The 23,867-nt window shown below is 63.2% G+C and carries 19 protein-coding genes and 1 tRNA gene; 12 read left to right on the top strand and 8 right to left on the bottom strand.

Going from position 1 to position 23,867, the window contains the following annotated elements; all coding sequences use genetic code 11:
* Positions 1-1,856 (top strand): sugar ABC transporter substrate-binding protein (locus Q0367_RS15450; protein ID WP_298983302.1); only part of this gene is annotated, 1,856 nt, incomplete at its 5' end.
* A gap of 172 nt (positions 1,857-2,028) precedes the next feature.
* Entirely contained in the window at positions 2,029-3,252 is a 1,224-nt protein-coding gene (locus Q0367_RS15445; protein WP_297632963.1) for a hypothetical protein, read from the top strand.
* 60 nt (positions 3,253-3,312) lie between these two features.
* Here Q0367_RS15445 and Q0367_RS15440 read toward each other — a convergent pair.
* The 5 genes from Q0367_RS15440 to Q0367_RS15420 form a co-directional block, all read right to left on the bottom strand.
* Positions 3,313-3,385 (bottom strand) — tRNA-Glu (locus tag Q0367_RS15440).
* 162 nt (positions 3,386-3,547) lie between these two features.
* A complete protein-coding gene (hisN, locus tag Q0367_RS15435) occupies positions 3,548-4,357 on the bottom strand; it encodes a histidinol-phosphatase (RefSeq protein ID WP_297632960.1) in 810 nt (269 codons plus the stop codon).
* Positions 4,358-4,368: 11 nt separating this feature from the next.
* A complete protein-coding gene (locus Q0367_RS15430; protein WP_297632957.1) occupies positions 4,369-5,574 on the bottom strand; it encodes a hypothetical protein in 1,206 nt (401 codons plus the stop codon).
* 120 nt (positions 5,575-5,694) lie between these two features.
* Positions 5,695-6,537 (bottom strand): VWA domain-containing protein, encoded by an 843-nt coding sequence (locus tag Q0367_RS15425; RefSeq protein WP_297632953.1) that lies wholly within the window; start codon positions 6,535-6,537, stop codon positions 5,695-5,697.
* Between the two features lie 98 nt (positions 6,538-6,635).
* Positions 6,636-7,763, bottom strand: coding sequence for an ATP-binding protein (locus Q0367_RS15420; RefSeq protein WP_297632949.1), 1,128 nt, complete (start codon positions 7,761-7,763; stop codon positions 6,636-6,638).
* Between the two features lie 316 nt (positions 7,764-8,079).
* Here Q0367_RS15420 and Q0367_RS15415 point away from each other — a divergent pair, with 316 nt between their 5' ends.
* The 3 genes from Q0367_RS15415 (at position 8,080) to Q0367_RS15405 (ending at position 11,126) form a co-directional block, all read left to right on the top strand.
* A complete protein-coding gene (locus Q0367_RS15415) occupies positions 8,080-8,769 on the top strand; it encodes an RNA polymerase sigma factor (RefSeq protein WP_297632946.1) in 690 nt (229 codons plus the stop codon).
* Positions 8,770-8,934: 165 nt separating this feature from the next.
* On the top strand, positions 8,935-9,528 hold the full coding sequence (locus tag Q0367_RS15410; protein ID WP_297632942.1) for a hypothetical protein: 594 nt from the start codon (positions 8,935-8,937) through the stop codon (positions 9,526-9,528).
* 101 nt (positions 9,529-9,629) lie between these two features.
* Positions 9,630-11,126, top strand: coding sequence for a polymer-forming cytoskeletal protein (locus Q0367_RS15405; protein ID WP_298983298.1), 1,497 nt, complete (start codon positions 9,630-9,632; stop codon positions 11,124-11,126).
* Here the strand turns inward: Q0367_RS15405 and Q0367_RS15400 are convergent.
* Genes Q0367_RS15400 through Q0367_RS15390 form a run of 3 tightly spaced genes read right to left on the bottom strand, consistent with a single transcriptional unit; the run spans position 11,083 to position 16,787 of the window.
* Entirely contained in the window at positions 11,083-11,919 is an 837-nt protein-coding gene (locus tag Q0367_RS15400) for a hypothetical protein (protein ID WP_297632937.1), read from the bottom strand. The two genes, Q0367_RS15405 and Q0367_RS15400, sit on opposite strands and share 44 nt — an antisense overlap.
* 30 nt (positions 11,920-11,949) lie before the next feature.
* Entirely contained in the window at positions 11,950-14,070 is a 2,121-nt protein-coding gene (locus tag Q0367_RS15395; RefSeq protein WP_298983295.1) for a serine/threonine-protein kinase, read from the bottom strand.
* Positions 14,037-16,787 carry a protein kinase domain-containing protein gene (locus Q0367_RS15390; protein WP_297632928.1) on the bottom strand — a complete coding sequence of 917 codons (2,751 nt, stop codon included), beginning with the start codon at positions 16,785-16,787 and terminating at the stop codon, positions 14,037-14,039. The genes Q0367_RS15395 and Q0367_RS15390 overlap by 34 nt, the downstream gene beginning before the upstream one ends.
* A gap of 210 nt (positions 16,788-16,997) precedes the next feature.
* On the opposite strand from Q0367_RS15390, the gene Q0367_RS15385 reads away from it, so the two are divergent.
* From Q0367_RS15385 to Q0367_RS15355, 7 genes are all read left to right on the top strand, one after another.
* Positions 16,998-17,639, top strand: coding sequence for a winged helix-turn-helix domain-containing protein (locus Q0367_RS15385; protein WP_297632925.1), 642 nt, complete (start codon positions 16,998-17,000; stop codon positions 17,637-17,639).
* A gap of 117 nt (positions 17,640-17,756) precedes the next feature.
* Entirely contained in the window at positions 17,757-18,452 is a 696-nt protein-coding gene (locus Q0367_RS15380) for an RNA polymerase sigma factor (RefSeq protein ID WP_297632922.1), read from the top strand.
* A 186-nt stretch (positions 18,453-18,638) separates the two neighbouring features.
* The gene (locus tag Q0367_RS15375) at positions 18,639-19,418 is read left to right on the top strand and encodes a DeoR/GlpR family DNA-binding transcription regulator (protein ID WP_297632919.1); all 780 of its coding nucleotides are present in this window, start codon (positions 18,639-18,641) and stop codon (positions 19,416-19,418) included.
* A 63-nt stretch (positions 19,419-19,481) separates the two neighbouring features.
* Positions 19,482-20,525 (top strand): SIS domain-containing protein, encoded by a 1,044-nt coding sequence (locus tag Q0367_RS15370; RefSeq protein ID WP_298983291.1) that lies wholly within the window; start codon positions 19,482-19,484, stop codon positions 20,523-20,525.
* 34 nt (positions 20,526-20,559) lie between these two features.
* Positions 20,560-21,867 carry an extracellular solute-binding protein gene (locus Q0367_RS15365; RefSeq protein ID WP_297632913.1) on the top strand — a complete coding sequence of 436 codons (1,308 nt, stop codon included), beginning with the start codon at positions 20,560-20,562 and terminating at the stop codon, positions 21,865-21,867.
* A gap of 118 nt (positions 21,868-21,985) precedes the next feature.
* A complete protein-coding gene (locus tag Q0367_RS15360; RefSeq protein ID WP_298983289.1) occupies positions 21,986-22,978 on the top strand; it encodes a carbohydrate ABC transporter permease in 993 nt (330 codons plus the stop codon).
* 3 nt (positions 22,979-22,981) lie between these two features.
* Complete coding sequence (locus tag Q0367_RS15355; RefSeq protein ID WP_298983285.1) at positions 22,982-23,863, top strand: carbohydrate ABC transporter permease; 882 nt, start codon at positions 22,982-22,984, stop codon at positions 23,861-23,863.
* The last annotated feature ends 4 nt before the right edge of the window (positions 23,864-23,867 follow it).

Here is a 23,867-nt window from a genome sequence, read left to right as displayed (position 1 = left end):
TGCTCAGCCTTGGGCTGATGCTGGCGATGGTTCTGGCCGGGTGCGCGCCGGCGGCGCCCTCGGCGCCGGAAGCTGCGCCGGGAGCGCCGGAGGCGAAAGTCTACCGAATCGCCTTTTCGGTGCCTGCGATGAGTTTTCCGTTTTTTGTGCACATGGAGAAGCAGGTGCGTGACGAGGCGGCGCGCATTGGGAACATCGAGATCATCACGTTGGACGGCCAGGACAGCACGACGAAGCAGGTGGCGGATCTGGAGGGTGTGATTGCGAAAGGGTACGATGGTCTGATCGTGAGTCCGCGCACGAGCGAGGGCGTTGCGCCTGTGATTCAGCAGGTGATCGACGCTGGGATTCCGGTGGTGACGATCGACCGTCGGGCCGAGGGAGTGACGGGATTGTTGGCGCATGTGGGAGCGGACAACGTGCTGGGCGGCGAGGAGCAGGGCAAGGCGCTGGTGAGTCTGTTCCCGGAGGGGGCGAAGATCTTCGAGTTGTTGGGGACGCCTGGGGCATCGCCTGCGATTGACCGCTCGAAGGGGTTGCACAACATCATCGACCCGGTGGGGAACATCGAGGTGGTCTGTCAGCAGACGGGCAACTTCAACCGGGATGGCGGCTTGACGGTGACGGAGAACTGCCTCTCCTCGAACCCGGACGTGCAGGCGATCGTCGCCGCCAACGACGACATGGCCCTCGGCGCGGCGGAGGCTGCACGCGCAGCGGGCGTCAATGTTCCTATCATCGGCTTCGACGCACTGCCGGAGGCGCTCCAGGCGATCGCCAGCGGCGAGCTCTATGGCTCGGTCGAGCAGTTCCCCGGCGGGCAGTCGCGCACTGCGCTGCAGATTATCATGGATTTCCTCACCAAGGGCGAGAAGCCGGCCAACGACGTCGTGCTGCTGGCGCCCAAGTTGATCACGCTGGACAACCTGATGGAAGCGGAGCGCATCGGCGAGGTGCCCGGGCTGGCGCCGGCGGCTGCGCCGGAGCGCAAGCTGACCATCGCCTTTTCAGTGCCTGCGATGAGTTTTCCGTTTTTTGTGCACATGGAGAAGCAGGTGCGTGACGAGGCAGCGCGCATTGGGAACATCGAGATCATCACGTTGGACGGCCAGGACAGCACGACGAAGCAGGTGGCGGATCTGGAGGGTGTGATTGCGAAAGGGTACGATGGTCTGATCGTGAGTCCGCGCACGAGCGAGGGCGTTGCGCCTGTGATTCAGCAGGTGATCGACGCTGGGATTCCGGTGGTGACGATCGACCGTCGGGCCGAGGGAGTGACGGGATTGTTGGCGCATGTGGGAGCGGACAACGTGCTGGGCGGCGAGGAGCAGGGCAAGGCGCTGGTGAGTCTGTTCCCGGAGGGGGCGAAGATCTTCGAGTTGTTGGGGACGCCTGGGGCATCGCCTGCGATTGACCGCTCGAAGGGGTTGCACAACATCATCGACCCGGTGGGGAACATCGAGGTGGTCTGTCAGCAGACGGGCAACTTCAACCGGGATGGCGGCTTGACGGTGACGGAGAACTGCCTCTCCTCGAACCCGGACGTGCAGGCGATCGTCGCCGCCAACGACGACATGGCCCTCGGCGCAGTGGAAGCTGTGCGTGCGGCAGGCCTCAACATCCCCATCATCGGCTTCGACGCACTGCCGGAGGCGCTGCTGGCCGTGCGCGAGGGCGCCATGTACGGCACCGTCGAGCAGTTCCCCGGCGGGCAGTCGCGCACTGCGCTGCAGACGATCGTCAACTTTATCGTCAAGGGTGAGAAGCCGGCCAACGACGTGATCCTGCTGCAGCCTAAGCTGATCACGCTCGACAACTTCGAGGAAGCGGAGCGCATCGGCGAGATTCCGCAATAGCGGGCGTGAGGATTGGATTGAGGGGGGATGTTGAGACAGTAGGATGATAGGGGTGTAGGGACTTGGAGTGTGTAGAGGTGCGCTGCGCCCCTCGCACTCCTTTCCCATCACCCTATTCCTCGCCGCCTCAATCCCCCTATCTTTTTTCTTTTACTTAAAAAGGAACCAACCTATGCTGTCCCAAACACAAATCATTCGCGCCGCCTTTGAAGCCGGCGAAGGAATTCTGCGACTGGCCCCCACCTGGGTGCCGCGTTCATTTTGCATCCCGGGCAGACGCATCAAGCTCGACCCGCGCGACTATTATTCGTTCGGCGCGCACCGCGGCGGCATCGACGAACGCTGGTTCGCCTCCACCACCAAAGCGGACAACGGCCCGCTGACGACGCCGGACGAAGGGCTGAGTTACGTTGTCCACGAAGAGGCCGGAACGACATACAAAGTGTTGCTGCTCGACGCGGTGGCGGAGCTAGGTGCAGCGCTGTTGGGCGAGGAGATGTGGTCGAAGTACGGGCGCTGGCCGGTCTACTCCAAGTTTTTCGACAACCGCGATCCGCTGCCCCATCACCTGCATCAGACGCAAGAGTTCGCTTCGCTCGTCGGCATGGAGCACAAGCCAGAAGCCTACTACTTCCCACCCCAGTTGAACAACCACGGCGGCACCTTCCCGCACACCTTCTTTGGCCTCGAACCGGGCACGACGAAGGAGCAGGTGCGCCGCTGCCTGGAGATCTGGAACGAAGGCGACAACAAGATCACCAACCTGTCCAAGGCCTATCGGCTAGAACTGGGAACGGGCTGGTACGTGCCGGCGGGGGTGCTGCATGCGCCGGGCAGCCTGTGCACCTACGAGCCGCAGTGGGCGAGCGACGTCTTCGCCATGTTCCAGTCGCTGGTGGCGGATGTGCCGATCGACTGGGGCAACTTGGTCAAGAATGTGCCGGCGGACAAGCATCACGACCTCGATTTCCTGGTCAGCATGGTGGACTGGGAGGCGAACGTCCTGCCTGATCTCAAGGCCAAGTACTTCCGGCCGCCGCTGCCGGTCAAACCGATCGAGGAGATGGAGGCGGAAGGCTACATCGAAAAGTGGATCACCTACGGCAACGAATATTTCGCCGCCAAGGAGCTGACGGTGCTGCCCGGCCGCACCGTGACGATCCGCGACGCCGGCCCCTACGGCTTCATCACCATCCAGGGGCACGGGACGATCGACAAGCATCCGGTCGAGACGCCGGCGCTGATTCGCTTCGGCCAGCTCACCTACGACGAATACTTCGTCTCGGCGCAGGCCGCTGCGCGCGGGGTGACGATCCACAACCCCAGCCGCAGCGATCCGCTCGTGATGCTCAAGCATTTCGGGCCGAACCCGGAAGCGCCGGCCGCCCCTGCGTAACCGGACAATCGCTGCAGAAAAAGCGAGACCCACAGCCGTCGCTGTGGGTCTTTTTTTCTGTAGCCCCAAGGGGATTCGAACCCCTGTCGCAGCCTTGAAAGGGCTGAGTCCTAGTCCACTAGACGATGGGGCCTCGCTCAAATTCTTCGGCATTGTACCCTGTCTCGCCCTCCTCGTCAAATTGAGAGACCTGTTTCCGGCAGTCGAAAGGCGTCGAGCGCCGGACGAGACGGGGGGGCTGAGTGCACATCGCCGGGCAACGAACCGAAGGCTGACGGCGCCGAGACGTCTCTTTTCAGGCCTCAACCGGATTCAACGCAGCGATAACGGCGTCGTGCAGCTCGCCGTTGGTGGCGACGCAACTCAATCCCTGGATCGGGTCGTCGCCTCGCCAGTCCGTGATGCGACCGCCGGCGCCTTCGATAATGGGGATCAACGCCATCAGATCCCATTCGTTCATGATCGGATCCATCATGATGTGGGCGCCGCCGGTCGCCACCAGCATGTAGCCGTAGCAATCGCCCCAGTTGTTATAGCGTTTCACGCGGCGCGTGAGGCGTTCGTAGGCGGGGCCATTTTGATGGTTGAAGACATTCCAGTGGTCGGTGCTGAGGAGGATGGCGTCCTCCAGCCGGCTGCAGGGAGCGACGCGCACGGGCCGGCCGTTGAGCCAGGCCCTTTCTCCTGTGCCGATCAAGCAGTCGCCGACGATCGGCTGGTTGATCACCCCGATCACCGGGCGTCCATCCTTGACGAGTGCGATCAGTGTGCCGAAGAGGTACGCGCCGGAGATGAACGCCTTAGTGCCGTCGATGGGGTCAAGCACCCAGCGATAGCGGGCGTCAGGGCGATGGCTGCCGAACTCTTCGCCGAGCACGCCGTGGTCGGGATAGGTGCGTTCGATCAGCTCGCGCATGGCCAGCTCGGCGTTGCGATCGGCGATGGTGACAGGCGATTCGTCGGCCTTGAGCTCCACCGCTGCACCGTTGCGAAAGTACGGGCGGATCACGGCTGCGCTCACCTCAGCAAGGCGTTGCGCGAACGGGAGAAATTCCTGCGCTTCATCGATTTCAAGCGCGCCGCTGTATTTGAAGAATGGCGTCATAACCGGAAGCTTCAAAATGGGGATGAGGTTTCAAAATAGACTTCATACTCGGGCAGGTCTGCGGCAGGAATCAGATCCTTGCAGAACAGCCACCACTCTCGCGGCAGTTTCAGTGCGATGGCCAACATCTTCGTGCGCATCAGCGCAAGTTTGAAATTCGAGTGCGCCGAGAATTTCTCGCCGCGCATCGCCCACCCCAGGCCGGCCAAATAGAATTGAGTCGCCGTGATTCTATCCTGCGCCTGCATGCTGCCCAGCACGACGCCCAGGCCGAGTCTTTCTTTGCCGCCCAGGTAATAATCTGACAGCACGATCGGCATCATATCCACCGTCTCGGACTCGGCGGCGTCCGGGAATGTTCGGACAGCCTGCCGCCACAGTCGCTCCGCCTCTGCACGCGCGCCAAGATGGAAGTGGATATAGCCGCTCAAAAATTTGATGCGCAGTGGATTCTCCTGGTCGCGCTGCACCCACTTCAGCGCCTCTGTGTACCGATTGCGTTCAATCAATTCGAGCACAAAACTATAAATGCGACCGGACGTGAGCGGCGCCTGGGCGGCTGCGTATTCCATCCAGGCCAGCGCTTCGTCCACCCGATTCTGCGCCAGGCTGAGCCGCGCCTTAAAATAGGCGAGATCCGACTGGAATGCTCGCGCCTGCGCAGCGTCGTCTAGCGTCGCCGAGGCGCGATTGACGCTGCGTTCGATCTCAAGGAGCGCCTGCTCTGCAAGATCAAAGCGGCGCCAGTGCAGCGCCTTATCCAGATAAATGTCCCAGAGCAGAAAACGTTTCTGCAAGTCCTCCTCTGACAAAATGAGTGTTTTGAGCAGCGCAAAGCCTTCGTCTTGCGGCTCGCCGAGCAGCAGCACCAATGCGCGACGGAGACGCCACGCATTGCGTTGTTCGGCAGAAAGCACTTCCTCGCTTTTTTGGAGAAGTGCGGCGGCCTCGGCAAACTGATCTCGAGACGTGAGATAAAACGCCAGCGAATCGATAGCCATGATCAAGAGATTGTTCAGCCGTTGATTGCCGGCCATTCGCATCGATTCCGGCGTTTGGAACAGGCGCTCGATCAGCTGTTGCAGCAGGACGCGACCGGACTCGTCCTGCTTTGCGAGCAGCTCCTGCCCTCGCAGCAACTTTTCCTCCCAGCTCCCCTTGGTCGGCGTCATGATGCGCTGCCCAGAGTGAGAGAAGGGCGCTTCCATTTTGTTCATCACTCTCTTAACTCCCGCTCTCCACCTCTCCCGCTCTCCCGCTCTCCCGCTCTCCACCTCTCCCGCTCTCCCGCTCTCCACCTCTCCCGCTCTCCCGCTCTCTGATCCTCCATTCCCCGCTCATCCGTCGATCTCTCTCTTGACGGTGGAAAGCAGCGTATCGGCGCGCAGGTCGGGCACATTGTAGCAGACGCCGCCGAGCGCATCGGCCAGCTTCTGCGCCAGGCCGCGATCGAAGGCTGCGTGCTCCATGTTGATGACGATCGACTTCAGCCCCGCCTGCTCGAACAACTCGGCGATGCGCAGCGACTCCTCCTGCGCGGGCATGCCGGTCATGCTGACGTTGCCGGCCCCGTCGGTGAGCAAAATCATCAGGGGGCGAATTTCGCTATCGCGGCGACGGGCGTTTTCCAGCACCTGCCAGGCCAGGAAGAGGCCGCTGCTCAGCGGCGTCTTGCCGCCGACGGGAAGGTCTTGCAGCGCGCGCTGGGCCAGTTCGACGCTGTTGGTGGGCGGCAACACCAGCCGCGCCTTATCGCGTTGAAAGACGATCAGCCCCACCTGGTCGCGACGTTGATAGGCGTCGACCAACAGGCTGAAGATGGCGCCCTTGGTGGCCTCCATGCGTTCGCTGGCCGCCATGCTCCAGCTTGCGTCCACGACGAACAAGATGAGGTTGCCGGTGCGTCGCACGCGCACCTTGCGTTGTAGGTCGCTCTTGCGCAGATGCAGCGCAAGGTCGTTGTCCGCCTGCGCGTGGCGTTGACTTTGATAGGGCGCAGCGGCGCGCAGGGTGGCGTCGAACGCAATATCCTCGGGCCGATCGCCCGCCGGACGGGCTTTGATGTAACGGCCGCGCTTGCGTTCCGTACGCGTGTAGGAGCGCTTGCCGGCGCGCTCGCGCGTGATTCTGTCCAGCGGCGTATCGAGCCGCCTGGCCTCAAAGGTTTCTCCGATTTTCACCGGTTTACGGGCGCCTTTGTTGTCGCCGGGCGATGAGCTTTGCTGAGGAGACGCGTCGGGCTGAGGGACGCCGCCTTCGCCAGCCTCTGGGCTTGGGTTCAGCTCCGACTCATCGCCCTCCAGGCTTTTTTTTCGTCGGTCGCCGCCTTTCCTTCACCTTCCTGTTGCATCTCTTCATCGCCGACTGCATGTTCGGCCTCCGCGCGCGCCTGGCGCATATTGGCCTGAAGCTGGTCAGGATTGAGGACGGAGTCCTGGAAGGGCTGTTTTTTCATGCGGTGAGGCAGCGCCAACTCCGCGGCCAGCAAGATGTCGCGGTCATTGATCTGGAAGCGGCCCTCAAAGGCAGCCTGTGCGCGCGCCGTCTTGAGGATCACAATGTCGGCGCGGTGACCATCGACCTTGAAGCTCGACGTCAGCGCAGCGATGGTGTAGAGGTCCTTCTCCGTGTACTTGACCAGCGGATAGCGTTGCCGCGCCTCCAAAATGCGGTTGCACATCTCCTTTTCGGACTCTTCGTAGGCCGCAATGAACGCCTCCGGGTCTTGCTCGAAAAAGACGCGGCGGCGCAGCACCTCGACGCGTTGCGCGGGATCGCTGATGCCAACGACGTCCACAGCGTGGGCGAAACGGTCCAGCAGCTGCGGCCGCAGGTCGCCTTCCTCCGGGTTCATCGAGCCGACCAGCACAAAGCGCGCCGGATGTTGGAAGCTGATACCTTCGCGCTCGACGACGTTGACGCCCATGGCGGCGCTGTCCAGCAGCAGATCGACCACATGGTCGTCCAGCAGATTGACTTCGTCCACATAGAGCACCCCGCGATTGGCCGCCGCCAGGATGCCCGGCTCGAAGTGACGCTCGCCCTTTTGAATCGCCTTTTCGATGTCGAGCGTGCCGACGACGCGGTCTTCGGTGGCGCTCACCGGCAGGTCGACGAAGGGGGTGGGAACATAGGTCACCGGCAGCGTTCCTTCCCGCTCCAGACGTTCGCGACACTCGTCGCAGAAGAGGTCGGGGCGCTGCGGGTCGCAGTTGAAGCGACACCCCTGCACAACCTCGAGCATGGGCAGCAGTGCGGCCAGGGCGCGCGCCGCCGTCGATTTGGCGGTGCCGCGCTCCCCACGGATCAACACGCCGCCGATCTGAGGATTGATTGCATTCAAGATCAGGGCGCGCTTCATGCGCTCCTGACCTACAATGGCTGTAAATGGATATGTCTGTCGCATGCGATCTTCCTTCGTAAGGTGCGCCGGGGCGCTCGATCCTCGATGGAGCGCGCGGCGATCCTCAATCGATCAAATTGATAATACCTGTCGAATTCCGTTCAACCACAAATTCAGATCACTTCCTCGTGACTTTTCCACTGAATGGATATATTATACTTCACGCCGAAAGCGCCTCACAAACCACTGGCGTCTTTCCAGAGAAATTGCACAGTGCAACTTTATGCCTGCGGCTGCGTATTGTCGAATGACGGCGCATGAATGACAGCGCATGAGGTCGGCGGCGCCGGCCTCGCAGAGAGAAGCGAGAATCGTAGTCATGAACGACCAGGAACAGACCTGGGTCATGCAGGCCCGCCGGGGCGACGCAAAGGCGTTCAGTCGACTTGTGGAAGCCTATCAGCGCCCGGTGTTTAATCTGACGTATCGCATGTTGGGGAATATCGAGGAGGCTGAAGACGCAGCGCAGGAGACCTTTCTGCGCGCCTACAGTCGTCTGGGGCAGTACGACCCGGCGATGAAGTTCTCGACCTGGCTCTTTTCGATCGCAAATCATCACTGCATCGACCGATTGCGTCGGCGTAAAGCCACACAGATTTCGATCGACGACAATCCGATGCTGCAGAATCTGGAAGGCGGGGATCTGCGGCCAGAGCGAAGCGCCCTCCAGGAGGAGACGCGCATCGAAGTCCAAACGATGCTCGAACGGTTGGCGCCGGAGTATCGCTTGCCCCTGGTGCTGCGATATTGGGAGGAGATGAGCTACGAAGAAATTGCCGAGACGATGAATGTGACGGTCGCCACGGTGAAGAGCAGGCTTTTTCGCGCGCGGCAGCAGCTGGCGGCGCTGTACCGCCAACAGGAGAACGAAACGCCGCCCGATGCACAGCACGCATCGTCGCAATCGCTTGCGTCTCGCCCTATGCGCAACCAGGCGCAAGCGGCGGGAGCAGAGCGTGAAAGTTGGCGCGTAGAGCGTGTTGCGTGTTGCGCGGCGTTTGGCGTGTGACGAGATGCAGAATGCGCGCTGCATTATGAAATCACGCACTACGGAACACGCACTACGAAACACGCACTACGAAACACGCACTACGGAACACGGAATACGAAACGCGATCCGTACAAAACGCGGCGGCAATACAATACGCGTTCAAGACGCGGTGGAGGTGACGCAATGAACGGGGCAAACAGGACGGACGACCATCTGCAGGAGACGATGCGCCCCTCGGAACAGGAATTTGCGTGGCTGATGTCGCTGGCGCTCGACGACCGGCTCGACGCTGACGAACGCGTCCGCTTTGAGACGCTGCTGGCGGAGCATGAGGAGCTGGCGCAGGCGTGGCGATCCTGGCAGCGGATCGACCGCCAGTTCGCAGAAACGCCGGCCATTGCACCCTCCTCCGGCTTCGTTCGACGGTTCGAGGCGCGGCTTGCGCAACAGGAACAGCAACGACAGCAGCGCGTGTTGTTGCTTTCCGCTGCTCTGGCCGTGACTGCGCTGGCGATGGTCTTTTTGGCGATCGTCGGCGTCGGCGCGCTGATCTTGTTCACGCAGGGACAATGGGTCGGCGAACAACTGCGCATGCTGGCGTTTGCATACTCATCGCTGAAACTGTGGGCTTCCTCCACGTTTGAAACAACGGCGGCGCTCGCCAGGACGCCTCAGGCGCAGCTCTTGGGCGCCGCCTACGCGCTGCTTGTTGTTCTGATGACGGCCGCCTGGGTGCAACTGCTGCGACGCAGCCACTCAGATGACAGGTTGGCGTGATGGTCGTCTTGGGGATCGCTCAGCCTTCATCCGACCGCTCCATCCAACCGTCAGGCTGATTTTGTGAATCACTGCAACCTATGGACATCAGGGACGACCTTATGCGACTTAACCACCCTTCCATCTTGCAACGAGCGCTCTCGTTGCTTTTTCTACTCGTGATTGCCCTGGCGTTGGGGGCGGCCGCAATTTCGCCGACGACGTTGCAAGCCGCTGCGGCTCAAGCCGGCGACCGGCCGGCGATTGCGCAGCGTCAAGTCTTTTACGATAACCTGCGCGTGCGCAGCGGCCAGGTCATAGAAGGCGACGTCGTCGTCTACCAGGGCAACGTCACGGTGGAGCGAGAAGGCGCCATTCGCGGGGACCTGGTCGTGTACAGCGGCAACGTCCAGATCGAACGGGGCGGCGCCGTCAGCGGCAACGTCACGGCCCTCAGCGGCAACGTCATCGTCGACGGCGCCGTCGGCGGCTCAGTCACGGCGTGGAGCGGAAACGTCAGCCTGGGCGGCGATGCAGTCGTCGACGGCGACATCAGCGTTGTGAGTGGAGAAATCAGCCAATCGCGCGGTGCGGTGGTTCGGGGCAACGTGGTGCGCGGACCCTCCGTCAGCATGAATCTGCCGCCGCTGCCCGGGCTGGGGACGCTGGCGGAGATGCCGCTTGCACCCAAGCCGCAGCCGCCAAGCGCAATAGAGATTTTTCTCGGTCTGGTTGCGCGCACTTTGCGCGCCCTGCTCCTTCTGGGCGTGGCCGTGGGAATCGGCGCGCTGCTGATGGCGTTGCGCCCGGCCTGGGTGGAGCAGACCCGCGCAACCCTGATTGAGCGCACGCCGCTCAGCTTTGCGGCCGGCCTGATTTTCAACCTCTTTGGTCTGGCGCTGATCGGTCTTCTCTGGATCACCGTCTGTTTCCGACCGCCGGCCGTCCTGCTCGGCCTGGCTCTGGCGGCGGTCAACCTGGCCGGGCTGGCCGCTCTGGGCGAGGAGCTGGGACGCAGAATCGAGAAAGCCGTCAACGTCCGGTGGGGTGTGCCCGCGCGCACCGCCGTGGGCATTGTCGTTCCCGGCGCTCTGGTCGCCTTTTTCTGGATTCTCGGCGGCTGTCTCAGCTTCTTCGCCTATCTGATCGCCGTCATTGTCGGATCGTTTGGCGTCGGCGCCATCCTGGTCAACGCACTGAGGCTGGGCGGACAGGCCGCGCCTGCCCTCACGCCTGCGACGGCGCAAGCGGCGCCTCCACCGCCTCCGAGCACCCCGCAGGCCGAACCTGAACCATCGAGCGCAGCGGAGCCCGGTGAGACGCCGGCGGCGCAACCCGTCGCAAACGAACCTGTGGAGTCCTCGACGCCGCTCGGCGCCGGGGAGGAAGCGCCTGCGCCGACGTCTCCTTCCGCAGAGGTTGACGATTTCACGCAGATCAACGGCGTCGGACCGGTCTTCGATCGCCGTCTCAAGGAAGCCGGCATTCTCACCTTTGAAGAACTGGCCCGGCGCCCGGCCGAAGAGATTGCAGAAATTATCCAATGGCCGGTGGGTCGCGTCGTGCGCACGCAGATCATTGAACAGGCGCGGGAGCTGGCGCAGAAAAAAGGACGTTAGGCTCCGTCCACAACAACGCATCGAGCTGAACGGCGCGTGCGCCGGCGGCAAGCGCCTGCTGCACATGCCGTTCGTTGTAGACGCCGCCGCAGGCGATCACGGCGCAGCCCAAATCAAGTTTCACCACCTCCACCACAGCGCGCAGCATCGGTGCGAAGGTGAGCGGGCCGTAGAGATCGCCCAGCAGCGGCGTCATCTTGCCTGTGACCGGATCGCTTTCCATCACAGCTCCCGGTAAAGGCTGCCCGACCACGACGCCGACGGCGCCCGCCTCCACGGCGTTGCGGCTCCATTCCGCTGCGCACTCCAACGGGGGCTTGATCCAGACAGGCAGTTCAACGTTCCGTGTCAGCGCGCGCACTCCATCGCACACCTGCTTGCCGGATAGCATCGTCGGCGGCGCCCATTCCACGCCGACCACAGACAGGGCCTGCGCGACGCGCCGCGCCGCCCTGACCAAATCCACCGGCGCTGCATCCACCAGCTGCACGATCACCGGGCGTTGCAGCCGCTCCCACGCAGAGGCGAAGCGGGCGACCGCCCGGGCCGCGCTGCGGCTGAAAGAAGATTTCGTGACCAGAACGCCGCCGTCCACCTCAACGAGCTGGACCGGCCCTCCGTAGCTGCGTCCTCCTGCGCTGACCGGCCCCACGACCACAGCGCCCAGGCGGGCGACATCGACGGAGCGCAGCGGCAGCTCGCCGAAGCCGGCCGCCGTCGGCGAAAGCAACAGCGGGCTGTCCACTATCAACCCGATCTTATGATTGGGCGCAAGATCAATTTCAATGGACATTCGAGCTTTTCAAAAATCGATCTTTCGCACTCACTCACCTGTGGGCAATACGGCGACCTCGGTGGCGTCCCGGTTGCCGATCAGCACGGCGCCCTCGAACGCCTGAATCACGGCTGTAAAATCGACCGGCGCCGGCTCCACTGCAAAACCCAGCCGCGTCCAGCGTCCCTCTGCTGCCCATAGAGGGGCAAAACGGCCTGTAGGCAGATACAGGCCCTCGGGCGGAGGCGGAATGTTTGGAGGAATCTCGCCCTCCTCCAGCAAGGGCAGCCGTTCCCAGCGGCCCTCGCGTAGATAGACGATGTAGAGATCCCCGGCGTCGTTCAAGCCCACCATATACCCGCGCTCAAACGGCGTCATCTGCGCCGGACCCACCTGTGCAGCCGAGAGAGGACATCCCAATGCCCTGCGTCGCTCCGCCTCAAGACTGTTGACATAACGCAAAAGCGTCTCATCCGCCAGGTTAAGGCAGGCGGCCAGCGTTGCCTCGGTGTCGGGCGTCGGCGTATCGGCGGGAGTGCTCGTTGGCGTGGGCGTCTCCGTAGCGGTGGGAGTGTAAGTCGGCGTCACGGTGGGCGCGTCCGTAGGCGTCGCCGTCGGTGAAGGCGTATCGGAGGGCGTCGCCGTGGCCGTCTCCGTCGGCGGAGGGGCCGGAGACGCTGCGGCGTCGGTGGGTTCGGCGGTCGTCGCAGCCGCCGCAGGGGAGGGGATTCCTGATGGCGTTTCCGTCGGGAAAGCCGCCGCCCCGAGGGGCGTTGCGGCGGCGTCGGCTTCGGGCTCCTCCGCAGGCGGCGTCGGCGTGTCCGTGCCGGGCGGCGCAACGATGGCCGGCAAAGGCGGAGGGTTGCGCAACAGTCGCGGAGTCTGTATGCCCAGGACAACGCCGATCGCCATCACAATGAGGCCGCCCGCGATCGTGAGCAAAATCTCATGCATGGGGGGGAAACGGCGACCGCCTGCCCCGGCGACTGCAGCTTTAGGCGGCGCCAACCGCGCTTCCACCGGCGTCGCCGTCATTCCCGCAGTTTGATGGGATGGGGAGGCGGTGCGCAAGAGCGGATGGGCGCCGCGCGTCGGACCGCCCGGCGCCGGCACCAACACCGTTGTTGACGTGGCTTCCGTCGCAGGCGCAACGGTGGGCAGCGCCGCCATCGTCAACGTGGCGGTCGCCTCCGTCGGTTCATCGCCCCGGCGCGGGGTGCGGCCCGCCGCCAACGCCAAGGCGTCGGCCATCTCATCGGCGCTGGCGTAGCGATCCTCTGGCCGTTTGGCCAGGCTGCGCTGAAGCACTTCGATCATCCGGGGCGAAAGCTGCCGGTAGAGGGCCTCGTCGATGGTGAGCGGCTCATAGACGTGCGCGTGCAAAATTTGCGTCGTCGTGCCGGTGAAGGGCAGGCGTCCCGTGATGCAGCGATAGAGCACTGCACCGAGCGCGTAGATGTCGGCGCGTCCGTCGATTTCCCGGCTGCCTGCACATTGCTCCGGCGCCATATAGGCCGGCGTGCCCACCGTGCGCCCCAGGCTGGTCAGCTCCGGCGCATCGAGCACGCGCGCAATGCCGAAATCGGTCAGCAATGGAATGATCGGATATTCGAGCGCCTCAATCTGAACGCTATGGGGCGCGCCTGGGCTGGCGGGCCGCAACAGGATGTTGCCCGGCTTGACGTCGCGGTGCACGACGCCGCGGGCGTGGGCGGCCGCCAGCGCGCGGGCGATCGGCTCCAGCAAATTGGCGGATTCTTCGGGGCGCAGGCGGCCGTGCTGGCGCAGCAGATCGGACAGGCTTTCGCCTTCGACCAGCTCCATGGCGATGTAGGCGATCTCGCCGCCGGGCGCAGCGCCCACCTGCAAAACGCGCACGATGTGGGGATGGCGCAGCGCGCTGGCGGTCATCGCCTCGTTGCGAAAGCGCAGATAGGTCTTTTCATCGGCGCCGGGCAACAGGAGTTTGAGCGCCACCGTCTGACCCTGCACCTGGTCATAGGCGCGGTAGACGGTGGCTGCGCCGCCGCTGCCCAGCCGCTGCCCGATCAGATAACGGCCAAGCTGCTTGCCGGTCAGATCGGCCAGGCCTGCGCCGGATTCCAGCTCGCTGCGCGATTGTGCGCGATCGTTGTTCAACGCGTCCACTGCACCGAATGCTCCAACCAATTCACCAGAACGCCCTGGATCTCCAGCAAGGGAAGCGTGGGTCCGCCGTCGATTGGAGTCACATACAGCCGCCAGACGCCGCCCCGATCACTGGCGAAGACGACCAGTCTCCCATCCGGGCTGATCGCCGGCAGCCCATCTTGGGCGGGATCGTTGGTCAGTTGCACCAGCGAACCGTCGCGCAACGAAAGCCGATAGACATCCATGTCGCCGTCGCGCGTGCTCATGAAGACGATGGCGCCGCCGTCCGGCGACCAGACCGGTCGCAGGTCGTTGCCATTGTCGGTCAGCCGTTGCCGGTTGCTTCCATCGGCGTTGATCAGATAGAGGCCTGGGTTTTCGCCCCGGTCATCGAAGCCGTTGAAGAGAATCCGTTCGCCCCCCGGCTCCCAAGCCGGATCCTTGCCGAAACCGAGGTCGATCTCCTCGCCGGTGTTCAGCGAGCGCACATACATGCGCGGGCGCCCGGGACTGGTGCGCGTGCTGCTGTAGACGATCCTTGCGCCGTCAGGAGACCACGAGGGCGGCGCATCGCGCGCGTCCTCCGCCGCCTGGGTGATGCGCTGCGTGCGCTCGCTGGGGCTGAGAGAGGCCGCCAGGTCAAAGAGCGCGATCCCCGGCTCGGTGAAGGAGGCGCTGTGAAAGGCGAGCAGTGCGCCGGCGTGCGGCGCACTGACCTGAGCGCCATCCGCAATCAACAGCGTCGAGAGGCCGCCGACCTGAGCGGGGGCAGCGTAGATGTTGTAGCGGTTGCCCTCCTGGGTGGAATAGAGAATGCGACCGGCGCCCGCCGCCAGGGTCTTCTCGATGTTGGCGAGCGCCTGTGCGCGCATACATTCGGCCTCGAACTGCGCCAGCGGCGTATCGGCGGCTCCCTCCGGCAGGACGGCGACCGCCGCCTGAAGCGCGCTTGCTGCGCTGCAGATGCGACCTTCTACCTCCAGGCGTCCGGCGTAGTTGAGCAGCGCGCCCCAGAGATTTTGTCGCACCGGCTGCGCCTCGGCGGGATCTACGCTGAGCAACGCCGCCAACGCGCGCTGGATGGGCGCCGCCGTCTCGTCGTTCGGGCGCAGGGACAACGCCAACTCCAGCTCCTGCGCGGCGGGCTCGAGCCGTCCGGCGATGAGATGCTCCGTCGCCAATCCGATGTGGCTCTCGAAGAGGCGGTCGGTGATCGTCTCGCGCTCGTAGTCCGGGTCGATGCGCTGGATTGAGGTGTACGCGTCGACCGCCGCCTGCCAGTTTTGTGCGGCCAGCGCCTCCTCCGCTTCCTGCCAGCGCTGCTGCAATTCCTCCGGCGGCGTGAGCGTGACTGCGCCCTCTGGAAGCAATGTGGGCCCAGGCGGAGGAGTGGGGGCGGCTTCCTCCTGTGGAGTGATTTCCTCCTGCGGGTTGACCGCAACAAGCGGCGTCACAGCCGTGGGTGCAACCGTCGGCGACGCCCCAGGCCCTGCGGCGTCGCCGACCCCAAAGGTGGACGCAGTGGGTGCGTCGACCGGGGCCGGCGTCGCCGCGTCCATCGTGCCGACGCTCTCAAGCGAATGTAACGGCGCCCCGGGCAACAGGCGAAGGGCAGCCCACCCCGCGCCGAAGAGCAAGAGCGCCGACAGGGCGACGCCGAGCAGGGCGGCCGACCATCGTTTTCTCGTCGATGCAGCGACTGCGGACGGCGACGGGCGACGTTGCTCTGGCTCCGTCGGGCGCGCCTGCACGCCCGGCACAAGCACCCGCACGTTCGTAGACGTCGCAGGCACGGCCTGCAAGGCAGGCAGGGTGGCGGTGGCCTCCACCGGCGCCTCTTCATGAAGCGTCGGCGTTTGAATGAGTTCTTCCAGCGCCTCCGCCAGTGCGTCCCCCGATGGATAGCGGTCGGCGGGGTCTTTGGCCAGAGAGCGACGCAGGATTTCCACCGCCGCCGATGGAAGCGTCGCCAGCGCGCTCTCCGGGATCGTCAGCGCTTCGTAGACGTGCGCATGCAGAATTTGGGTGGTCGAACCGGTGAAGGGAGGACGTCCGACCAGACAACGATACAAGACGGCGCCCAGCGAATAAAGGTCAGAGCGCCCGTCGATCTCGTGGCTGTCTGCGCACTGTTCAGGCGACATATAGGTCGGCGTGCCGATGGTGCGCCCCACGCCGGTCAGCTCAGGCGAATCGAGCGCGCGTGCAATGCCAAAATCGCTGAGCAAAGGGATGAAATGGCCTCTCAACGCCTCGATGAAGACGGCGCCTGAAGCGTCTGCTGCACTCGGTTGCAGCAGGATGTTGCCCGGCTTGACGTCGCGGTGAACCACGCCCTGGGCATGGGCGTAGGCGAGCGCGCGGGCGATGGGCGCCAGGACAGCGGCGGCGTCGCGGACGACCAGTCGGTCGCGCGTCTCGAGCACTTCGTTCAGCCCCGGCCCCTCGACCAACGCCATCACGAGATAGGCGATGCCGTCGCTCGCCTCATACCCTTCCTCCAGGACAGGCACGATATGGGGGTGAACGAGTCGGCGGTGTGTGCGCGCCTCCTGGCGGAAGCGCTCGCGCACCGTGGCGTCGGCGTCCGGCAGCAGCACCTTCACCGCCACCGTTTGGCGCGTCTCTACATGAACCCCGCGATAGACGGCGGCCATCACGCCGCCGCCCAGGCGCGCTTCCAGTCGATAACGGCCCAGCTGATAGCCCGTCAGCAGGCCGCGCGCGGCGTCCATCGCCGCGCGCGGCGACGTCAACGGTCCCTGCCCGGAGTCAAACGATGACCGTCCTGCTGGCGGCATACCCTTACAACCAACCTCAGGAATGACCCTGCAATCTTTGCAACTCGCCCCTGCATGCTGCTATAGTTTCAACGAACGGCGGCGCGCAGAAAGTTCGCCGCGTCATGCAACAGCTTGCAAACGAGTATAGCACACTGAGCGAAGAGGCGGCTAAAGGAGCGCAGGGTGAGCAGGCATGGACGACTGGTCTGCCTGAACGGCCCGATGGCCGGACAGGAAATTGAGCTCTGTGAGGAAGTGACGACGGTCGGCCGCGCGATGGAGGCAGGCGTGCGGCTCGAGGACCCTTACGCGTCGCGACGGCACGCCGAGATTCTGCGCCTGGAGCAAGGCTATCAGGTGCGCGACCTGCACAGCAAAAACGGCGTTTTTGTCGACGGCAGACGGTTGGAGCCGGGCGGCTCTGCCTGGCTGACGGACGGCGTAGAGGTGCAGTTCGCCTCGACGCGCTTCCGTTTCTACGACCCCGCCGCCACGGTGACGGCGCCGGCGCTGTTCGCCGTCGGCGAGCCGGGGTTGCGCGTGGACATCGCTACGCGCCAGGTGTACATCGACGGCGTGCTGCTCGATCCGCCGCTCAGCGCCAAGCAATTCGATCTGCTCTGGTTCCTCTATCAGAATCGCGGCCGCGTGGTCAGCAAAGATGAAATCGCCCAGGCCGTTTGGCCCGAGGCGCAGGGCGACGTCTATGACGCCAACATCGATCGCATGGTCAGCCGCGTGCGCAGCCGCATCGAGCCGGACGGCGACGAGAATCCCCGTTTTATCCACACCGTGCGCGGCTACGGCTACATGCTGGAAGCCTGATGAGCGTACGAAAACGGTCCGATTTCGGTCTTAAAATTTTCAAGTTCCCCTAATCTTCCTTGGGTATCATGGTCTTTGAATTGCGTATTTTGCGCAGTTGCACAGAAAGGAAAGACCATGACCTACCGTGTCACCACGGCGACCTCGGCGCTCTATGCGCTGTCGCCCCAACCCACCGGTGCGGCGACATTGACGTGGGAGCCTGCGCCGAGTCAACACCTTTCCGACCATGATCGAGCCATCCAGGCTGCCCGCCGCGGAGATGAGCGCGCCTTCGGCAGCTTGATCGACCTGTACCGCGCGGCGGCGGAGCGCGTGGCGCAGCAGATTTTGCACACCGAAGAAGCCGCCGCCGACGCCGTGCAGGAGGCGATGATCAAGGCGCATCGGGCGATGGCGCGCTTTCAAGAAGGCAACTTTCGCTCCTGGTTTCTGCGCATCGTCACCAACACCTGCTACGATCATCTGCGCCAGCAGCGCCGGCGCGCCTCCGTCAGCCTGGACGAGCTGACCGAGCGCGCCGGATTGGACTACCTGCCGGCGGAAGAGGCGATTTCGCATTATATGGATGAAGACCCGGAGACGCTTGTGCTGCAGAACGAGGGCATGCGGCTCCTGCTGTCGGCGATCGAGGCGCTGCCTTCCTACCATCGCGACGTCGTGATGTTGGTCGACGTGCATGGGTGCGACTACGCCGAAGCAGCTGAAATCTTGGGGCTGCCGCTGGGCACGGTCAAGTCTCGCCTCAGTCGCGCCCGCGCCGCGCTGCGCGACCAACTGGTCCGCTCCGGAATCGTCGCCGCACCGATGTAAACCGCTATTCACGGTAAACCTCTATTTACGGCTCCTATTTTTCGAGGGGTTCGGTGTACTACAACCGAACCCCTTTTTTATTGCGTAAAAAAACGATTGACAAGTCAAACTTTTCGCAGTACAGTATGAGTGTTCATGATTGTTTAATGATTACTTGCGATCTTATCGGTGTTCCACGGTGTCAAGATGCAGGAGCCTATCGCAGAATCAGCACTGGAGCGTCAACGGCTGCTGCTGGAGTGGATCGAGGCGCGGCAGCGCGTGACCGTGCCGGAGATCACGGAGCGCTTTGCGGTCAGCCCGGCCACGGCGCGGCGCGACCTGGACGCGCTGGCCAGTGAAGGCAAGGTGCGCCGCGTGCACGGCGGCGCCATCGCCGTGCGCCGTGCGCCGCCGGAGCCGCCGGTGATGCAGCGCGCGCTGGAGCAGGCCGATGAGAAAAAACGCATCGCTGCGCTGGCTGCGTCGCTGGTCAAAGATGGGGAGACCCTCTTTCTCAGCAGCGGCACCACAGTGATGGAGGTGGCGCATCAGCTGCGCGAGCGGCGCAATTTGACCGTCTTCACCAACTCGCTGCTGGTGGTCAACGCGCTGGCGGGCGCGCCGGGCGTGGAGGTGGTGGTGTTGGGCGGCGTGCTGCGCGCCAGCGAAAGTTCGCTGGTGGGCGCATTGACGTTGCGCGCGCTGGCCGAGCTCCGCGCGCTCAAGGTCATCTTTGGCGTGCGCGCCATCGATCTCGAACAGGGGCTGACCAACAACGCGCTCGAAGAGAGCCTAGTCGACCGCGAAATTCTGCGCATCGGCAACGAGGTGATCGTGGTGGCCGACCACACCAAGCTTGGGCGGGTCTCGACCGTCTTCGTGGCGCCGCTCGACGTGGTGGACATCCTCGTAACCGACGCTGCTGCGCCGAAGGAGATCGTGCAGTCGTTGCGCGAGCGCGGGATCGACGTGCGCATCGCGTGATGCATCGATGACGAATTTTGTGAATCGCACTCATCAAACATACAAACGAGAAGGATTTTTTCCATGACAGACCTTTCCACCTCTTTCGGGGTTCACACTCGCCAGGAAATTTTTTCCCAGCCAGAAGCGTGGCGCGGGGTGCTCTCTGCGCTCAACGCCGAACAGCAGGCGGCGCGCACGCTTTACACCTCCGGGCGCTTTGACCAGGTCGTCTTCATCGGCTGCGGTTCGACCTATTATCTCTCGCTGGCGGCGGCGGCGGCGCTGCAGCGCGTGGCCGGCGTGCGCGCCTGCGGGCTGCCGGCCTCGGAAGTTTGGCGCAACCCGTTCGCTCTGCCGCCTGCAGAGCGCACCTTGCTCGTGGCGGTCAGCCGCTCCGGCGAGACGACGGAGACGCTGCGCGCATGCGAAGCGTTCCGTCGCAACGGCGAGGGAGCCATCCTGACCTTGAGCTGTTATCCAGGCCGCGCGCTGACAAATCTTGGCGACCTCAACCTGGTCTTCCCATCGATTCAGGAAGAGAGTGTGGCGCAGACGCGCGCCTTCACCGGCCTCTATGTGGCGACGTTGGCGCTGGCTGCGCTGTGGGCGGACGACGCCGCGCTCTTGGACGAGCTGCATCGCCTGCCGGACGCGCTGGCGCCGCTCTTGGCGAAACACGCTCCTGCGCTAGAGCAACTGGGCGCAGACCTGAGCCTCGATCGTTTCTACTTCCTGGGCTCGGGCCTGCGCTATGGACTGGCCTGTGAGCTGAGCCTGAAAATGAAGGAGATGACGCTCAGCCACAGCGAGCCGTTCTATTTTATGGAATTCCGCCACGGGCCCAAGTCGATGATCACGCCCACCGCCCTGGTGGTGGGGCTGGTTTCCGAGGAGCGCCGCGACGATGACCACACCGTCCTTGCAGAGATGGCTGCGCTGGGCGGGCGCACGCTGAGCATCGGCGCCCATCAGGTGGACGTCGCTTTCGGCAGTGCATTCAGTGCAATTGCCAGCGCACCGCTCTATCTGCCCTTTGGCCAAATTCTGGCGCTGGGGCGGTCGCTGGCCAAGGGATTGAATCCAGACCGGCCGGAGCATCTGGATGCCGTTGTTGTTTTGGAGTAAGTCGTCCATTTTTCTTCTGGAGGAGGAAGACAACATGCAACGCAAGATTTTCGCTCTGCTCATCGTGATCGCTTTGCTGGCGGCGGCTTGCGGCGCGCCTGCGGCTGCCCCTGGAGGAGCTGGCGAAGGCAAAATCACACTTCGCCTCTGGTCCCATCAGAATCCCTCGTTCATTCAGGCCAATGAGACGGTGATTGCAAAGTTCATGGAGGCGAACCCCGACATTGAAGTCAAATACGAGCAATTCGAGTATGACCAGTTCATCCAGGCCTTGCAGACCTCGATGCAGGCGGGCACAGAGGCGGACGTCATCGAAATGTTCGGAACCTGGGTGTGCTCTTACGCCAGGGGTGGACGGCTGGCCGAAACACCGCTGGACGTGATGAGCTATGCGGAGGCGCAGGAGCTTTTCTTCGAGGCGCCGCTGAACGGCTATTACTGCGACGGCAAGCTCTACGGCCTTCCGAATGAGTTCAACCTCGAAGTCGGCGGCGCGCTGGTCAACCCTGCGCTTTTCGAGGGAAAGGACGTCCCCTATCCGCCTGTATGGAACACCATGGACGAACTGCGTGAACAGGCGTCGCGCCTCAGCGAATTCGACGGCGACATCATGGTGCGCGCCGGCTTTCACTTCATCGGCGGCGACGGACTGCCCTTCCTGTTGCTCGAAGGCATTCTCGAACAGGGCGGCAGTTACTTCGCCGAAGACGGCAAGCATTTCACCTTCGACACGCCGGAGGCCATCGCCACCATCCAACTGATGATGGACATGGTGCAGAAGGATAAGCTGGTCGATCCGGTGCTGTTCAACGCAGAGAGCAATCCACCTTACGATGGCTTCTTTGCGGGCGTCGTCGCGGCCAGCTTCATCGGCTCCTGGGCGGCCGGACAGGGGCTTGTCAACTATCCGGACTTCAAATTCGATTACGTCAATACGCCGGTGCTCTTTGGAACCGAGCGAAAATACGCCGCCGACTCCGGTTGGGGCAAGGTGGTCTCCGTCAACAGCAAACACCAGGAAGCCGCCTGGAAGTTGGTCCGCTTCATGACCGCCGAGCAAGAGAATGCCATCACTTTCAACGGCGTGACCGGCACGATCCCGGCCTTGAAGGCGCTGGTGGAGAATCCGCAGCCTGTGTTGGAAAAGGCGCCCTGGATCGAACCGACCTTCAAGCTGCTGCCCTATGGGCGCTACATCGGCGATCTCACCGATCGCGACAAGCTTTTCTACGAGATCATCTACCCGGCGATCTTGCAGGCGCTGCAAGGGAGCATGACGGCGGAGCAGGCGGCGCAGACGATCCACGCCCAGGCCAATGAGATGGTCGACGCAGCCCAGTAAACGACCCTGTTTGTTCTTTCACGCAGAGGCGCAGGGGCGCTAAGCCTTGCGCACTCAGCGCCTCTGCGGTGAGTCTTTGAACGAAGGCCGCTTGGTTGATCCGGCAAGGAAGCGCAGCATGACGCAAGCAGTGATGGCAAGACACGCAGGCGAGCCGCGTAAGGAGCGATCCGGACTGCGGCCGGGGCAGCGCGTTTTTGTTTGGGGGTCGTTGATCCCGATTTTTCTTTATCTCGGCGTTTTTGCTTTGTTCCCCATGGTTTGGGTGGTGGTGCTGAGTTTCTTCAATTATTCGCCGGTGCGCGTCGGCGACGGACCGCTTGGCCTGGGGGGACGCAATCCATTCATCGGGCTGGACAATTTTGCAGCCATGTTCGCCGACACTCGGGCCGGGCAGATCTTTCGCATCTCCGTGAAAAACACGCTGATCTTCGCCTTTTTGGTGCTGGTCGTGAACCTGGCGATCACGTTGCCGCTGGCGGTGTTGGTCGAAAGCGTGCACAACCGCGTCAAGGGGCTGTTTCGCGCCATCTACTTTCTGCCGACGGTCAGCTCGGCGGTGGCGGTGGCGATCATGTGGGGCTATGTCTATCACCCTCAACAGGGGCTGCTCAACAACTTCATCAAGCTGATCGGGCTGACGCCCCCCAAGGCCTGGCTCACCGACCCGAGCGCGTTTGTGTTTGGCGTGCCGCTGGCGATGATCGCAGTCATCATCGCCTACGTCTGGATGGATTTCGGCTACAATCTGGTGATCTTCATCGCCGCGTTGCAGGGCATCCCCCACGAGCTGCGCGACGCCGCGCACATCGACGGCGCCACCGGCTGGTCGGAGTTTTTTCACATCACGATCCCCTTGTTGCGTCCGACGCTGCTCCTCGTCTGCACGCTGACGATGATTTCGTCCTTCCAGGTCTTCGTCATTTTTCAGGTGATGACCGGCGGCGGCCCGCAAAATCAAACGCGCTCGTTGACGATGGAAATTTACGAAAACGCCTTTCGTTATCAGGCGATGGGCTGGGCAGCCTCGATGTCGCTTGTCCTGTTCGCCATGGTGTTGATTGTGACGCTGGTGCAATTCCGCATCCTGCGCACCGACTGGGAGTATTGAACCATGAGCGCCGTTCAACTCGCCGCCTCTTCGTCCCAACAGACGCCTCACCGACGGCGCAGCGCGCGACCACTTGTATGTCTGCTCGTCTACGCCATCTTGTTGCTCGGCCTGGCGGTGACGCTGGTGCCTTTTATTTGGATTCTGTTGACTTCACTCAAGCCGGCCAGCGAGATCGTGCGCATCCCGCCGACCTTCTTCCCGGAGCGCTGGACGCTTGACAGTTATCGCACCATCTTCACCGACCCCAAGGTGCCGCTGGCGCGCTTTTACTTCAACAGCGCCTTCGTCGCCATCAGCCGCGTGCTGATCACGCTGTTCACCAGCTCGCTGGCAGGCTATATTTTCGCCAAGTACACCTTCCGCGGCAAAAATCTGCTCTTTGGCTTCATCCTGGTGCAATTGATGATCCCCTTCCAGGTCGTGATGATTCCGGCCTATCTGATCCTGGTGCAACTGCGCCTGATCGACACGCTTTGGGGCTTGATCATTCCATCGATGGTCGATGCCTTTGGCATTTTCCTGATGCGTCAATTCATTTCCACGTTTCCGAACGATCTCCTGGACGCCGCCCGCATCGACGGCGCCGGAGAGTTCACCCTCTATCGCCGCGTGGTGATGCCGAACCTCGGCGCGCCGCTGGCGACGCTGGGCATCTTCACCTTTATGGCGACCTGGAACGACTATCTCTGGCCCCTGATCGTGATCACCACGCACGAGCGGCGCACGCTGCCGTTGCTGCTTACGTGGTACACTTCCCAGCACGGTCAGCGCTACGATCTGACGATGGCGGCTTCGATCCTCGTTTTGCTGCCGATTCTGGTGGTCTATATCTTCTTCCAACGCTGGATCGTGCGCGGGGTGGCGCTCACCGGCATGAAATAGCTCA

It is taken from the genome of uncultured Caldilinea sp., assembly GCF_937128415.1.
Taxonomy (GTDB): domain Bacteria; phylum Chloroflexota; class Anaerolineae; order Caldilineales; family Caldilineaceae; genus Caldilinea.
This window is presented reverse-complemented; position numbering and strand designations above follow the sequence as displayed.

What these genes read in the sequence shown, in the direction of transcription:
- Q0367_RS15445 (WP_297632963.1), top strand. Translation starts at nt 2,029, where the DNA reads ATGCTGTCCCAAACACAAATCATTCGCGCCGCCTTTGAAGCCGGCGAA.
- hisN (WP_297632960.1), bottom strand. Translation starts at nt 4,357, where the DNA reads ATGACGCCATTCTTCAAATACAGCGGCGCGCTTGAAATCGATGAAGCG.
- Q0367_RS15430 (WP_297632957.1), bottom strand. Translation starts at nt 5,574, where the DNA reads ATGAACAAAATGGAAGCGCCCTTCTCTCACTCTGGGCAGCGCATCATG.
- Q0367_RS15420 (WP_297632949.1), bottom strand. Translation starts at nt 7,763, where the DNA reads ATGCGACAGACATATCCATTTACAGCCATTGTAGGTCAGGAGCGCATG.
- Q0367_RS15415 (WP_297632946.1), top strand. Translation starts at nt 8,080, where the DNA reads ATGAACGACCAGGAACAGACCTGGGTCATGCAGGCCCGCCGGGGCGAC.
- Q0367_RS15410 (WP_297632942.1), top strand. Translation starts at nt 8,935, where the DNA reads ATGAACGGGGCAAACAGGACGGACGACCATCTGCAGGAGACGATGCGC.
- Q0367_RS15405 (WP_298983298.1), top strand. Translation starts at nt 9,630, where the DNA reads ATGCGACTTAACCACCCTTCCATCTTGCAACGAGCGCTCTCGTTGCTT.
- Q0367_RS15400 (WP_297632937.1), bottom strand. Translation starts at nt 11,919, where the DNA reads ATGTCCATTGAAATTGATCTTGCGCCCAATCATAAGATCGGGTTGATA.
- Q0367_RS15380 (WP_297632922.1), top strand. Translation starts at nt 17,757, where the DNA reads ATGACCTACCGTGTCACCACGGCGACCTCGGCGCTCTATGCGCTGTCG.
- Q0367_RS15375 (WP_297632919.1), top strand. Translation starts at nt 18,639, where the DNA reads ATGCAGGAGCCTATCGCAGAATCAGCACTGGAGCGTCAACGGCTGCTG.
- Q0367_RS15370 (WP_298983291.1), top strand. Translation starts at nt 19,482, where the DNA reads ATGACAGACCTTTCCACCTCTTTCGGGGTTCACACTCGCCAGGAAATT.
- Q0367_RS15365 (WP_297632913.1), top strand. Translation starts at nt 20,560, where the DNA reads ATGCAACGCAAGATTTTCGCTCTGCTCATCGTGATCGCTTTGCTGGCG.
- Q0367_RS15360 (WP_298983289.1), top strand. Translation starts at nt 21,986, where the DNA reads ATGACGCAAGCAGTGATGGCAAGACACGCAGGCGAGCCGCGTAAGGAG.
- Q0367_RS15355 (WP_298983285.1), top strand. Translation starts at nt 22,982, where the DNA reads ATGAGCGCCGTTCAACTCGCCGCCTCTTCGTCCCAACAGACGCCTCAC.